Source organism: Thermoactinomyces sp. CICC 10523 (genome assembly GCF_016055105.1).
Taxonomy (GTDB): domain Bacteria; phylum Bacillota; class Bacilli; order Thermoactinomycetales; family Thermoactinomycetaceae; genus Thermoactinomyces_A; species Thermoactinomyces_A daqus.
Window position 1 is genome coordinate 266,745 of record NZ_JAECVX010000002.1, and the last position, 14,052, is coordinate 280,796.

At 46.7% G+C, this 14,052-nt stretch carries 12 protein-coding genes and 1 pseudogene; 7 read left to right on the forward strand and 6 right to left on the reverse strand.

Annotation, left to right across the window (positions count from 1 at the left end):
* The first annotated feature begins 22 nt into the window (after positions 1 to 22).
* Both qoxC and qoxD read left to right on the forward strand, forming a co-directional pair.
* Positions 23 to 637 (forward strand): cytochrome aa3 quinol oxidase subunit III, encoded by a 615-nt coding sequence (qoxC, locus tag I8U19_RS04255; RefSeq protein ID WP_198055279.1) that lies wholly within the window; start codon positions 23 to 25, stop codon positions 635 to 637.
* A 1-nt stretch (position 638) separates the two neighbouring features.
* Positions 639 to 935, forward strand: a complete 297-nt coding sequence (gene qoxD, locus I8U19_RS04260) for a cytochrome aa3 quinol oxidase subunit IV (RefSeq protein WP_033101794.1) — start codon at positions 639 to 641, stop codon at positions 933 to 935.
* Positions 936 to 1,234: 299 nt separating this feature from the next.
* On the opposite strand, the gene I8U19_RS04265 is transcribed toward qoxD, so the two are convergent.
* Positions 1,235 to 2,575 (reverse strand): Nramp family divalent metal transporter, encoded by a 1,341-nt coding sequence (locus I8U19_RS04265; RefSeq protein WP_198055280.1) that lies wholly within the window; start codon positions 2,573 to 2,575, stop codon positions 1,235 to 1,237.
* Positions 2,576 to 2,977: 402 nt separating this feature from the next.
* On the opposite strand from I8U19_RS04265, the gene I8U19_RS04270 reads away from it, so the two are divergent.
* Positions 2,978 to 3,196: a YczF family membrane protein gene (locus I8U19_RS04270; RefSeq protein WP_198055281.1), complete on the forward strand. Its 219-nt coding sequence runs from the start codon at positions 2,978 to 2,980 to the stop codon at positions 3,194 to 3,196.
* On the opposite strand, the gene I8U19_RS04275 is transcribed toward I8U19_RS04270, so the two are convergent.
* The 3 genes from I8U19_RS04275 to I8U19_RS04285 are packed head-to-tail and all read right to left on the reverse strand — an operon-like array spanning position 3,152 to position 7,096.
* Positions 3,152 to 4,282 carry a GerAB/ArcD/ProY family transporter gene (locus I8U19_RS04275; protein WP_198055282.1) on the reverse strand — a complete coding sequence of 377 codons (1,131 nt, stop codon included), beginning with the start codon at positions 4,280 to 4,282 and terminating at the stop codon, positions 3,152 to 3,154. The genes I8U19_RS04270 and I8U19_RS04275 overlap by 45 nt on opposite strands.
* A gap of 16 nt (positions 4,283 to 4,298) precedes the next feature.
* Positions 4,299 to 5,513 (reverse strand): Ger(x)C family spore germination protein, encoded by a 1,215-nt coding sequence (locus tag I8U19_RS04280; protein WP_198055283.1) that lies wholly within the window; start codon positions 5,511 to 5,513, stop codon positions 4,299 to 4,301.
* The gene (locus I8U19_RS04285; protein ID WP_198055284.1) at positions 5,510 to 7,096 is read right to left on the reverse strand and encodes a spore germination protein; all 1,587 of its coding nucleotides are present in this window, start codon (positions 7,094 to 7,096) and stop codon (positions 5,510 to 5,512) included. Before I8U19_RS04285 ends, I8U19_RS04280 begins: the two co-directional genes overlap by 4 nt.
* A 454-nt stretch (positions 7,097 to 7,550) precedes the next feature.
* Between I8U19_RS04285 and I8U19_RS04290 the strand changes: the two genes are divergently transcribed.
* Positions 7,551 to 8,381, forward strand: coding sequence for an aldo/keto reductase (locus I8U19_RS04290; protein ID WP_033101790.1), 831 nt, complete (start codon positions 7,551 to 7,553; stop codon positions 8,379 to 8,381).
* A 36-nt stretch (positions 8,382 to 8,417) separates the two neighbouring features.
* Here I8U19_RS04290 and I8U19_RS04295 read toward each other — a convergent pair whose 3' ends face one another.
* Positions 8,418 to 10,298, reverse strand: coding sequence for a right-handed parallel beta-helix repeat-containing protein (locus I8U19_RS04295; RefSeq protein WP_198055285.1), 1,881 nt, complete (start codon positions 10,296 to 10,298; stop codon positions 8,418 to 8,420).
* Positions 10,299 to 11,175: 877 nt separating this feature from the next.
* Between I8U19_RS04295 and I8U19_RS04300 the strand changes: the two genes are divergently transcribed.
* Together I8U19_RS04300 and I8U19_RS04305 are read left to right on the forward strand one after the other, a co-directional pair.
* Positions 11,176 to 11,595, forward strand: a complete 420-nt coding sequence (locus tag I8U19_RS04300) for a hypothetical protein (RefSeq protein ID WP_198055286.1) — start codon at positions 11,176 to 11,178, stop codon at positions 11,593 to 11,595.
* A gap of 182 nt (positions 11,596 to 11,777) precedes the next feature.
* Positions 11,778 to 12,222: pseudogene (locus I8U19_RS04305) on the forward strand (GNAT family N-acetyltransferase).
* Positions 12,223 to 12,550: 328 nt separating this feature from the next.
* Here I8U19_RS04305 and I8U19_RS04310 read toward each other — a convergent pair.
* The gene (locus tag I8U19_RS04310) at positions 12,551 to 13,609 is read right to left on the reverse strand and encodes a protein-L-isoaspartate O-methyltransferase family protein (protein WP_052154356.1); all 1,059 of its coding nucleotides are present in this window, start codon (positions 13,607 to 13,609) and stop codon (positions 12,551 to 12,553) included.
* 251 nt (positions 13,610 to 13,860) lie between these two features.
* On the opposite strand from I8U19_RS04310, the gene I8U19_RS04315 reads away from it, so the two are divergent.
* On the forward strand, positions 13,861 to 14,022 hold the full coding sequence (locus I8U19_RS04315; protein WP_160173888.1) for a hypothetical protein: 162 nt from the start codon (positions 13,861 to 13,863) through the stop codon (positions 14,020 to 14,022).
* The last annotated feature ends 30 nt before the right edge of the window (positions 14,023 to 14,052 follow it).

A 14,052-nucleotide genomic window follows, 5' to 3' on the forward strand; every position in this document is an offset into this window, starting at 1 on the left:
ATGCGGTAAGGAGGATGTCAGGATGGCTGCAATAAGCGAAAAGGCCACCTCCTCCGGCCCCCTGGAGTACTCAACGGAAGAAGGAAGCCTGAAGATTTTTGGCTTCTGGATTTTCCTGGGGGCGGAGATCGTTCTGTTTGCGACGCTGTTTGCCACATACCTGGTTTTGCACGGGCAAACGGCCGGAGGTCCTACTTCCAAAGAGCTGTTTGAAGTACGGGATTTCATGATTGAAACGTTGCTGCTGTTGACAAGTAGTTTTACCTGCGGCTTGGCCGTGCTGGAAATGAGAAAAGGAAATAAAAAGGGCTATATGGCCTGGATGGCGATCACGCTTCTCCTTGGCCTCGGATTTCTCGGCATGGAGATCCGTGAGTTCGTCGCTTATATATCGGAGGGGGCAGGTCTTTCCCGAAGCGCATTTTTGTCCGGTTTCTTCATTCTGGTGGGTACGCACGGTGCCCACGTCAGCCTCGGGGTTCTCTGGATCTTGTGTGTCATGGCCCAAATTGCCAAACGCGGCTTTACTCCGATGACTGCGCGTAAAGCGTTCATTACGGGATTGTATTGGCACTTCCTCGATGTGGTCTGGATCTTCATCTTTACAGCCGTATATTTGACAGGGGTGGTGACCTGATATGGAACAAACACAGCATCATTCACCAAAGCATCATATTATCGGGTTTATCTGGTCGTTGCTCCTTACCTTTGCGGCTCTCTGGGTCACATTAAAAGCGCCGATTCCCGTGGGTTTGCGCTTGACGATTATCGTGATTCTGGCCATTTTCCAGTTTGTCGTTCAATTGGTTTACTTCATGCACATCAGTGAAGGGGACAGCAAAGTGTTCCAGATCATCAATCTGCTCTACGGCATTTTTGTTGCGGTTGCAACGGTGGCCGGTTCGATCTGGATCATGCTCTACAATACAATGTGAGTGAAACCCAAGGCTCGTTTTGATGCGGGCCTTGGGTTTTTTTATGCATGTGCTTGATTTGATTATATTATATCACGAAAAAAACAAACTTGTCTGTTTTATTACGATTTTTTTCAAGATTGTTACATGTGGATAACGCTTATGTTTCGATATGACATAACTGATTTTTCGGCATGATGTGTAGACGGAATTCCCCATTGGTTCTGAAGCGGTCCGCTATGATTTCTTTCTAAAAATAAAAGGAGGAAAGAGTCCGGGCTCCAACCTCCTCCGATTTTCGGTCATCATTTCATTGATCATCAAGAGTAAAATATCTGAACCAGCAAAACGAGATTGAACGCGATGATAATGACGGCGACGAGCCAGGCGAGTATTTGCAGCCAGCGGGGATTGGCGAAGCTTCCCATTTTGCTTTTGTCACCGGTAAACTTGATCAGCGGGACAATGGCAAACGGCAATTGCAACGAGAGAATCACCTGGCTCAGAACCAGCAGATCCATGGCTCCTTGCGCCCCGTACAAAGCGGTCATGATTGCAGCCGGTATGATGGCGATCAGCCGTGTAATCAGACGGCGCAACCACGGTTTTAACCGGAGATCAAGGAAACCCTCCATAACGATCTGTCCGGCCAAAGTGCCGGTCAAGGTGGAATTTTGCCCCGATGCGAGCAGGGCCACGCCGAATAAAATGCTGGCGGCGGAGGTGCCCAATATCGGGCTTAATAATTGGTAGGCCTTGCTGATATCATCCACAACCATGCCGAAGCTGTGGAAGCTGGCCGCCGACAGAATCAGAATCGCCGCATTGATAAACAGGGCAAAGAACAAGGCGGCCGTTGTGTCGAGGGTGGCAAAGCGGATCGCCGCTCTTTTTCCGTCCGTCGTATGGGGGACGGCTCGCGTTTGCACAATGGATGAATGAAGATAAAGGTTGTGCGGCATCACCGTAGCACCCAAGATACCGATAGCAATATAAAGCATATTGGGATTGGTAATGATTTGGCTGCTTGGCACAAACCCTTTGGCGATTTCGTGCAATGTGGGATGGGCCAACGCCAGTTCCACGGCGAAACAGAGAAAGATTACCACCATAAACGAAACGACGATCGATTCAATATAGCGAAACCCTTTGTTTTGAAGGAGCAAAATCAGAATAATGTCAACTGCTGTCAACAGAACGCCGATTAGCAGCGGAATATGAAACAGCAGTTGCAGGGCGATCGCAGTTCCCAGCAGTTCGGCCAGGTCGCAGGCAGCAATTGCCAGTTCACACAAGACCCAGAGGAAAAGGGATACCGGCCTGGAATAATGATCGCGGCATGCCTGTGCCAGATCCCGACCGCAGACAATGCCCAATTTGCCGGCGAGTGTCTGCAATAAAATGGCCATCAGATTTGAGAGCAGAATGACAAAGAGCAGTGGGTAGCCAAAGGTGGAACCGCCGGCGATGTCGGTTGCCCAATTGCCCGGGTCCATATAACCGACCGCCACCAGATAACCGGGGCCGACAAAAGCGAGGAATTTGCGAAACCAGGAACCTTTGGCCGGAACCGGAAGAGAACGGTGAACTTCCGGCAGACTGGGAATGGTCCGTTCTTTTTTCCACCCTCCCCAATCCATCCGCATCATCGAATTCTTCATCTTGACACACTCCTCTTCTATTTTATGTACGGAGCCATTATTTTTGCATAAGGGCAAAATTTGCGGTAAAAAATAGAACCAAATCTCATTTGGCCGATAAGGACAGAATGGCTATACCCAATCACCGACTTGAATGAAGGATCTTTCCAAGAGGTGTTTCATGCCCTCTGTTTTTTGCTTATGGTTAAATTGTAGAGGGAGGCTAAAAAAGTTTCCCTTATACAAATAATAAAAGGAAATAGTTATTTATTCAATCATTATTTTTAGAAGGGATTCGATTTTACCTACATAAAGCGTTTGTTTCTATTTTATGGGTAAAGGAGAAAAGTGTTCCATGTCGTGATTTTTTGCATGTCTTGAATTAAAAGCAAGACACTAGCATTGAAGAGAGGAGAGATGAAGATGAGAACTATCGGCATTTATTTATTTTTATTGGTCACGTCCCTTCTGTTCATTGTCGGAATTGATTTGGCGATCGGGTTTCCCTTGGGGGAATCGATCGAAAAAATGTTTTATCCGTTTGAAATGATGGATTATATGGCCATTTTTTTAACGGTTTCGTTTTTGGTTTATCCGCTAGTGCGCAGCCTGATTTGGTGGGGGATGAATCTGGTCAGATGAACGGGCACGTTTCTTTTTGATCCATCCGATCAGGAACAACAAGAGCGGAATAACCGTTTGCATGGGTAAATGCAGGTAGCGGGGCACAAAATATTCCCCTTCGCTCAGATGTTCAGCAATATTGGCCCCGATAAATTGGGAGAGGACAAATAAGATGGCACCGATCGGTGTCACTAACTTTTTTTGCTCTCCTTTAAACAGATCAGTTGCTCCGATTACAGCGCTCATTAAAAAGAGCGCGATTTTAAAGAAGCCACCGATGACCAAGATGACGATCGCCAAACTGTCGAGACGCTGCAAAAAGTAAAGCAGGTTGACCTTGCCTAGCGAGCTCAATAAAGGAAAAGTGGAACGGGATGTCACTTCATGCCCCAGTACACCCACCATCACAGCCAGGATCAAGGATAAAAGCAATCCGCTGAAGATCATGGTTATCGCGGTGATTTTATACAGCGATTGATTGTTTTGCACATAAGGGTACAGCATGTTGAACAGAATGATTTCTCCATACGGGAACGTATAGACGAGAGGATAAGCTGTTTTTACAATAAGCATGGGGTCTTCGGCAACGGGTAAAATTCGGTCCGGATTAAATACGTTGGTAATGAACAAAACAGCAAGAATGGAAAAGATGCTCAGAATATAGATCATGCCGAAAATCTCTCCGGTCTTCCCCAAATTTTCGAGTCCATGGCTTAAAACATAGACTATACAGATCATAATAAAAGCACTAATGGCAGAGAGAGGGGTATAGTTTAGCAAAGCTGTTTTCAACAGATCAGAAAGATCGCGCAACACCCTGCTTCCAACATAAATAAAGTAGAGAACGTAGAGAAGGGCAAGCGGCCAGCCAAGCCATTTTCCCAATATTTTTCGAATAACCCCGGTTAAGGGCACATCGGGATGAAGTTGATGCAATTTGATATGCAGCCAGAGTAAAGCAAGGCCGCCAACCAACGCGGCCAATATGGCAATCCATGCATCCTGCTTAGCTTGAATTCCCAGACTGACGACGATGCTGCTGCCCAATTGTTGCAGCAGAATGAGAAAGATAAGCTGTGTGTGGGTACATTTATTCTTTGTCATGTTCTCTCCCTTTCTCCTATTTGAACTCATAAGGTTTTTTTCGCAAGCCCGAGTCTGTGATGGTGACAAAGATATCGAGGTTTACTTTCGCTTTGGTAAACAAATCGTCCCAATGGTTTTTCAGTTTGTTCCAAGATTGTGGGGAGGCGCGGTGGATGGCCTGACCAAATCCGAAAACATCGGTCTTGACCTGCTTGGCAGCATGAATCGCACTTTGGATGACTTCGCCAATCTTTTTGGCAGACTGTTTTCCCAGCATACTGAAGACTTTTGGATCTTCAAAATTGAGGGGGCAATCGGTTTCTTTTATATCGCCATTGGTCCGAACCGTAATATGAAAAGTGGGGGTTCCATGGACCATACTCGCTTCTACTTTTGTTTTGGAATAATTAATTTGAATCGCTACTTTACTGGGCTTGTTTTTACAATTAATGCTAAATGTTCCGTGTTTCATTTTGTCCAAGAGAAATATGGTCCCGATCGCGGCAGAGTTATCGATCCAACTCACAAGTTTATCCTTTTTAAACAATCCCATTTTTGAGATAGCAAGCAGAGGCGGCGAGGTTGATTGGAACGACTGCTGCTCGGTTGCTTTCTTTCCGTTATTGGATAATTCGACACCGCTTAAAACTAAATCGATTCCTGGTGTTGATAAGATGCTAACAACGTCGTTTTCAGTGAGATTCAAGGCTTTACTCGGTGTCCCTTCTGTTATTAAAACTTTTTGAGCTAAGTTGTAAGCAGGGATCTGATCAAGCGGAGTGAGAGCGCTGATGACGTTTTCCGCTGTTGTCCCGCGGGCAATTAAAACTGGAACATTGATGCGCCCTTCCATAGAGCGTTCCTTTGCATCAAAGATTGAAGCAATTCCTTTGCGCGCCAAAGCTTCGCCGATCACGATGATTTGTGTATGAGAGAAGTTCATGTGTCGGCTGATCTTATTGGATGCATTTTGAATGGCTTCAATGATATTATTGCCCTCTCCTGTATAAACCGTGATAGGAGAACCTCCCTTTCCACCTCCGCCGATTGGCTGTTGAACTATATTATTAGGATTCATGACTTGAAATGTTAAGCGATAAGGATAGTGCCTGCCTTGGTCGTACCCGACCGCGGTCACAAAGGATAGCTCATTTAATTCAAAGTAATTCCAACATCCGGAGATCGGAAAGGTCAGGCACATGATCAGGCCCAGCTGGATGAGCCTTAGCTTTTTACCATTTAATCTCATCCTGATCCATCCTCTTCTTTGCTAGGTCGGCCATTGCGCAAACGGTATTTGGCTATCATGTTTTTCTTCAGCGGGTGAAGAGCAGCCGGCCGTTTTCTGATCATCCATAGGGGAAGGCGAATAAAGGTGTCTCCCCATGCTTTTAGGTTGAGCGGTGAGAATGGCTCTAAATAAGGGACGCCGAAGGAACTTAGCGAATTCATGTGCGAGATCATCACGACCAGCCCTAACGTAATGCCGAGCATCCCGAACGTAGCGGCCAGAATCATCATCACGAAGCGGATCAGCCGGGCCGTGATTGCCAGCTCATAGGAAGGATTGACGAAGCTGGCCAGTCCCGTGATCGCTACGACGATGACCATGGCTGGTGTAACTAAACCCGCAGATACAGCTGTTTGCCCCAGCACAATTGCTCCGACAATGGTGATCGCAGTACTTAATACCCGCGGAGCGCGAATTCCCGCTTCCCGTATCACTTCAAACATTAATTCCATTATTATCGCCTCAAACAGGGTGGGGATCGGTACATTTTCGCGCTGCGCCGACAGATTGATTAGGAGCGAAGTAGGTAACATCTGCGGATGATGCGTGATCAGGGCCACGTAGAGAGAGGGAAGAACCAACGATACAAAAAAAGAGACAAAGCGGACCAAACGAAGAAAACTGGCAATATCATATCGTTGGTAATAATCTTCGCTGGCCATAAAGAGATGTCTGAATGAAGAAGGAACGACCAGTGCGAAAGGGCTGTTATCTACCAGGATGGCGACACGCCCGTCCATCAAATTCCCACAAATATCATCGGGTCGCCCTGATGTAAGAACGGTCGGAAACGGAGTAAAGGTCTTTTCTTCAAGAAAACTTTCGATATAACCGGATTCCAACACACTGTCTATATCAATTTCTTTCAGTCGTTTCAGTACATCATTGACAATTTTGGGATTGGCGATCCCTTCTATATGCAAAACAAAAATCTTCGTGTGCGTAAAATGACCAAGATCCAGAGATTTCACTTTTAGATGAGGGCTGCGGATACGGCAGCGAATAAGGGATAGATTGACTTTTATCGATTCGGTAAAGCTGTCCAGAGGGCCGCGGATGACGGATTGTGCCGTCGGCTCTGAAATTGGCCGCGACTTCTCGCTCGCAGTGGAACAGGAAATAGCTTTTTTCCATCCGGCACCGACCAGCACCGCATTGCCGGATAAAATCGATTTGATGATTTTTTCCTTTGTCTCGAGAATGGCGATTTTTCCGATGCTCAAAGCGCGATTTTTGACCATATCAAATGACAGTGCTTCATCGTCGAATTCCTTCGGGAGCAACCCGGAGGCTAAGGTGAGGGATTTAATCACCCATTCATCGATTACTTTTTCGTCTACCAGACATTCTAAATAAATGATCCCGAATCGGGTTTCATTGTTATTCCCGGCGGAAAAAGTGCGGATTACGAAATCGGGGCTTTCGCTAAATTCTTGTTTGATGTAGCTAAAGAGTTGATCCAATGACGGATCAATCGGTTCGTTTTGATTTTTCTTGGTGCCAGAGGCCGGTTGCCGGTTCCGGTATCGGGAAAAGAACATGGATTATCACCCAGCCTTTTACTATGATAAAAATAGTGTTTTTCATTTTTTATTTTGCTATTCCGGTTTATGGGAAATCAGGTATGTTGATTAATGATATACGGGATGTAGACGGGGGGGATTTTTTAACGTCCATTGTCGTCTTCGCAAAGAGCACAAGCACCAAACGCAGGGGAAAACGCGGGCAAATATTTGAGCGAACGCAAGTTTTGTCCGCCCCCGAAGTTTGGTGCAGAAGTGGTTTTCATTGCTTCCGCGCAATGCGACAAGAGACAGAGACCCAAAAATCCACTCCAAATCTTCCGGAATAATGCACATCAATACGCCTGTACATATGGAATTAACTGTCTAAAGTTTAGTTAATATAAAAACAGGGAATCAAACTAGGGCACTTCGGTTTCTGACTGGATGGAGTGCCGGTTTAAGTTAAAAAAAGGTAATCGGAGGGATACATATGGCAAAACACCTCGCTGATACAACCGTCCTGGCCAACGGTGTGAAAATGCCCTGGCTCGGTTTGGGGGTATGGAAAGTACAAGAAGGCTCCGAAGTGGAAAATGCGGTCAAAGAAGCGATTAAATTGGGTTATCGCAGCATTGATACCGCGGCGGCTTACCAAAATGAAGAAGGTGTGGGCAAGGCGATTAAAGAATCCGGTGTAAACCGCGAAGATTTATTTGTGACCACAAAAGTGTGGAACGCGGATCAAGGCTATGATTCCACCCTGCGGGCATTTGAAACGAGCCTGAATAAACTGGGACTGGAATATGTGGATCTGTACTTGGTGCATTGGCCGGTAAAGGGAAAATACAAAGAAACTTGGAAAGCGCTGGAGAAGTTGTATAAAGAAGGCCGCGTACGGGCCATCGGTGTCAGCAACTTCCAAGTGCATCATTTAAAAGATTTGCTTGCAGATTGTGAAGTAAAACCGATGGTAAACCAAGTGGAGTTTCATCCGTACTTGACGCAAAAAGAGCTGCGCGCCTTCTGCAAGGAAGAGCAGATTCAGCTGGAAGCCTGGAGCCCGCTGATGCAAGGGGAAGTGGTAAATGTGCCGGAAATAAAAGAGCTGGCTGAAAAATACGGGAAAACTCCGGCGCAAATCGTCTTGCGGTGGGATCTTCAGCACGGCGTCGTCACGATTCCAAAATCGGTCAAAGCACATCGGATTAAGGAAAATGCCGACGTGTTCGATTTTGAATTGTCAGCGGAAGATATGGCTAAACTGGACGCTCTCAACAAAGATCATCGCTTCGGACCCGACCCGGACAATTTCAATTTCTGAGTCCCGCTTAAAAACCCCGGTATTGTACCGGGGTTTTTACATGATTTCCATCCAGTAACCCTTTTGCCAGCACAACATGGCACTCCGGTTTTCCGGTGACAGGATCAGCGAGGTGCCGTTTCCTTTCGCCCGGATGTTGCAGCTGTGAATGCAAAATGGCTTTGTGGACAGCGAGATCAGGGTCAGGGTTTGTCCTTCGATAATTCCGTCGGGAAGGGCATTTGCTCCGGAATCTTCCATCCGTCCCGAAAAAGTCAAGGAAAGGCCGTTTCCTCTCAAAAATATGTCTTCATAGGTTAATGACCACCCGGATTTCAAGTCTGTCAAGGAACATTCCTGATCTGAACGGACGTGACCGAGCGACCCGGCCAGACCCTTTTTCACATCCGGTTTGGGTATTGCGCCGAAAAGTGTAAGGTTGGGAGAATCCGTGACGGTTAATCCGTCGATGGAGAAAAGGCGGTATCCTCCCACAGCGTTTCCCTCGATCAGATATTTCTCGATATGATGCACGGTCAGATCGCGGATCAGGAGATTTTTGCCGGTTCCATGCTGAATATACAGGGCGGAGAAACAATGGCTCAGGGTGACGTTTTGCAGGTGGATGCTGTCGGAGGGGGAGAGTTGTCTTGAGGGGCCGGTATGGGCGAGAATAATTCCTCGTCTCAGCCCTTCCCCGCGAATCCCCTCCAGTGTCATATCCACTCCGACGGGCAAAAGTCGGATGGCGCCGTTATCCTGACCGGGGGTATAGGAACCGCCTTCGCCATAACGGGCGAGAAAGTTGGAGATTCGTCCGGAGACGGGGCATTTGAGCCAAACCCCGAAACCATAACCGGCCAAATCGGATGGATTTCGATCCCGATGCCATCGGCAATCCAAAATTTGGATGTTGTGATGGAAAAGAGAGAAAGGATCCGGGACGCCTTGGGATTCGGCGACGAATCCGGAGGAGCGGGACCGGATGGCTTGACATTGCCGGAAGGTGATATCGGAACACCATCCGTTGTGGGAGATCAGAAAGGAGACTCCTTGTCCCTCATAATCGGTGACGTTTTCGACCAAAGCATCGAATGTTCCTTCCAAATCAACCGAATGGCGCATCTTCCAGGTAATTCCGTCCCGGATGATCACATGGTTGTTTCCGCCGTAAAACTGGATTCCATACCCCTGTCCTGAGCCGATCTGTTGCGGATTGCGCAGGTGAAAGCGCTCCACCGTAACGTAAAGGCTGCGCCGCACCTGGATGCCCGATTCAACGCTGCGTTCCCCGTCCAGGCCGCTGACGCGAAAATTGCGCATATGTTTGGCCCAGATTCCAAAACCGCAGACGGCTCCTTCTTTCAAGCGATAGCGGAAGTTTTCGACAGTCACATGGTCCAGCGGTTCGATTTTTACCAGGTTTCGCCCGGTTTTGGATATGGTTTTGGGCAGGCGGACGAAATCTTTCAGCACGATTTCCGTATGTTTTTCCGCAGGCTGAACCGCCGCGATTTCATGGGTTTCTGCATTGACTTCCGCCTGATGGTCCGAGTGGCGGCAGGTATCGTCAACAAGGAGGATCATGTCGCCGGTCTGTAAATCACATGCGCTGCCTGCGATCATCACACTGCGGTCACCGCGTGCGGCCGGAGCAGCCAGAACGTAGCCGCACGGGCTTTCCTTCCCCGCATATTTCAAAAGATAGCGGGTGGATGTGTCGGTTGCTTCCAACAGCGCCACTCCTTCAAAGCGGAGGGATACGGCTTTGCCGATCTCAATTTCCTTCACGAAATAATGACCGTCGGGGATGATGAGCAAGCCACCGTCCGGAACAGCCTCGATTGCCCGGCGAAAGCGGGGGGTATCGTCGCTTTCCCCTTCGCATCGCGGAAACTGGTCCAGATGGCAGATCCGTCTGATTGAGTCTGCTTCCATATACTCACCCCTGTCTTGACAGTTATATAAGTATATTGGTGAAAAGAAGGGGTAATCCTCTCACGGAAAGCGATCGTGTCCCGTCGGTGATAAAAGTGAAGTAAAATCGGGAGGGGAGTGGAAATCACTTTAAGAAGCAGCGGGGAAAGATCCTGGGGAAGCGGGAAAAATTTCTCATCTGTGTTATGCCATAGCCGGCCGCATTTCAGCACGGCCAAAAGCAGACTTTGAAATTCCTGAGAAATAATTTGACCGTCTTATCCTCCTTGGCAGACGCTGTTTTTATTAAAAAAGAGGGATGATTACGATGAAAGCACTCAGCCGGATATTTCGTTTTCTTTCATTGCTCGGACGTTCTTTTGGGCATTCACGTTATGGACATTAATTTTTCATTTTGCGGCAAAAGGGATCAGGAAATATGAATCAAGGTAATTAGATAGAGGCTTTGACATAGCTTGCTCGGTCAACGCCCCTGACCGCGGCTCTGACTAGTGACAATAGATGTGCTAACAAATCCCTCTTTGCTCCAATCAATACATTGCGGCAGGAGGATGGTTAAACTCCGGCAGACTAATTGTCGGGGCTTTCTCATTGTATGAAATAGTCAGATAATATTAAAATTAATAGTAGACTTTTCTGGCAGTTGTTGTTTCTGCAATGGTTGGAATACCAGATTAACCATTGTTGAGGATTCAGGCGGGCTGTACGATGACGGTGCTCCAGCTTGCCAAAAGGGTATAGAGTGCTGAAAACTTCGACCGCTGACAATGCGAAGCGTTGGAATACAGGGCGAGGGAGAAAGCGATTTTAAGGATCAGAAGGGGAACGGGGATAATCCTAAAAGAGTGTGAAGAAAACCAAGGTTGGAGGTAGTATTATGGAGATGCTTAAAAAACAGAATGTTATCATTATTATGTCCGTACTTAATATTTTGAGTGGGCTTATGTTGCTTGGATCTTCAGTCTTCGTCTTATTCGGCGATGACATTTTCAAAGAAAGTGTGGCTGAAGCATCAAAAGCTTATGCGACATTTTTCTGGGTTGCACTTTTTTATACAATAGTGACTCTGTATTATTCGCTCCCCAAACAAATAAAAGTATATACTAACGTATGTGGATGGATTTTTACCGTTTTGGGCCTTTTCTGTATAGGGGTTGCCGTTCATGACTGGTCAAACGGCTTGGCAAATGGAGATGATCCTCTTACTGTTCTTTTTATTCCAGGATTTATCTTTATTTTCATAGGGTTATTGTGCCTAATATTCCGAATTGATCTGAAAGAGAGTAAGAGCGGGTAATTCTTTTCCCATCCTCTGCCGTCCGCTCTGCGGATTTTCCCGTCAGCTTCAGATTCTATCTCAAGGCGGGCAATCATGTTTGTCCGGTAATTGTATATTATCCTGTTTCTGGATTGGGGAAATACTTGAAATGAAAAGGTGAGGAAATGCTTGTGATACTTGAATTGAGTTAAAGAAAAGATTTGTTTGATGAAGCTGTCGGTGTATTTTGGAAACAATGGGGAAATAAACGAAACTACAAGTTTTATCAAGATTGTATGTTTCATTCGTGCCAGACTGAAGATGAAATCCCCAGATTTTACGTTGCGCTGCAGAACGAATCAATTATTGGCACATACGCGTTAATCCGAAACGATCTTAACAGTCGTCAAGATCTATACCCTTGGCTTGCTTGTCTATACGTCGATCCGGAGCACAGAGGGAAAAGAATGGGTTCCCGCCTTCTTGAACATGCCGTTCAAGAGACTTATAAAAAAGGATATGAGAAACTTTATTTAGCATACTGATCTGGAAGGTTATTATGAAAAATATGGGTGGACTCATATAACAGAAGCATATGGTATTCATGGCGGGTCAATAAAGGTATACGAAAAATCGACAAAGCAACATCGTAGCTTAACAAAATGACTTCAAGGCAAGTCTCTTTTCTGTTTTTTGACCAATTGAGAATAAAATCGCTCTACACCTGCCACTGCCCTTGAAAAGGAGGCTACCCAATTGCCTGGGTAGCCTGTTTGTTTCGGGGTGATTTGGTTCTGTGCGCAATTCTTTATTCGTATCGACAATCAATTTTATGTCAAGCTGATGAATATCACGAAAGAAAAAATTGGAATCAATATTTAATCTGACGTATGCCGGTTGCCGTCCAAATGGATCTGGAATTTCTGGATGCGAAAGGGTTATTCCGCTTATCTCCGTTTGAAACCGGATGTTTTGTCTGTATCTTGAGATAACTTCAACTGGATTTGCCATCAGAATTCTTAAGTTCAACGCGAACCTGGTTTCCAATAACATGTGCTTGGATGCGGCTGTAGGAAGGCCGTTTTTGTCTTTGCCACGACTCCCGCCAACTGATCAAGACGTTTGTATGCCTCTGGTCTGTGGCGAGCAATCGATGATGACTTAAAGAGATCAATGCAAACCCTGCCTGACTGCTATAACCGATGAAACTCCCGTGCTCCGGATGGTTCGCAGTAGTCAGACCGTCGGGAGATATCGCCAGTAAGTACGCCCGAAGGTCATCGCCGACTTCTGGAAAAGGAGGAGTTGCCGGATTCAGATGGAGAAAGCGATTAACCCAATTGGAATCAAAGGATTTTTTCATCCATGATGAACTGACCCACCACGGATTCTCTCCTTCTCCCGCCCAATGAGCATGAATCGAAGCACCGAAAAACTTCTCCGGTGTTTTTTCAGTCATGGCAATGAAGGAGCCGGGAATCACATCATCTGCTTTAAGTTCACCGTTCACTTTTATCAACCGGACTACGACATTGGTGTCCGCTATCGGAAGCACTTGGAATGGAGATACGATCCAACCTCCTTCTTTCAATTGATGTTTCCACGCTTCCGGAAGTTGATCGGGGGTTGTCCAAGCCACAATACGATCATACGGGGCATCAGCTTCCCAGCCTTTTCGCCCATCCTGTGTTTCGAATTGCACATGATGTATATTTTGCTTTTTAAACATCTGACGAGCACGAGCAGTGAGTTCAGGTTCAACATCAACTGAGACAACCCTGCCATTGGAACCTGCAAGGGAGGCTAACAGAGCGGTACTATATCCCGAACCGGTTCCGATCTCCAACACTCGTTGCCCGTTTTGTACATCTAACAATTCAAGGCTGGCACGGATTGCATCATCAGATGAAATCTGTGGAATCAGGCTCCCGTCCTCCTTTCGTACAAACTTTTCACGGTTTACGCGCTCAAACGCTTCCGCAATCGTAGTCATTTTGTTCCTCCTCTGTGCCGGTCTGGATGAACCGATGATATGATCTTTTTCACGTTTCATTTTGAATTCCTCTATTTTTTGTCGGAATCACAAATATAAGAAGCGGGTCGTTGCTCTGCGATGTGGAAGAGGGAGGAGAGGGGGATTGCAGGATTTTTTTCCTTTGGTGAAATGGGAATGGGGGTGGAAAGGGCGGGATCAAACAGAGACTGCCGGCAGCCGCGTTTTTGCAAGAGAAAAGTAGCTAAGATGAAAATTGCGGTTTCTTAAATTGGATTTGATCACAGGGGTGGATGATGGAGAAGGGGTGATTGAATCATGCCGGGAGCCCGAAGAGGGAAATTGCCGAGAACATGAAACCGGCTTGCAAGGAAGCAGGGCGTGATCCTTTGGGGAAGAGCACGCCCTGCTGCAAACGCGATCACATCGTTGATGTGGAAAACGGCTCGGTTAACCGGGATGCTTGCGCATAAATTCCAGGGCAAAACGGTTAATCAACAGTC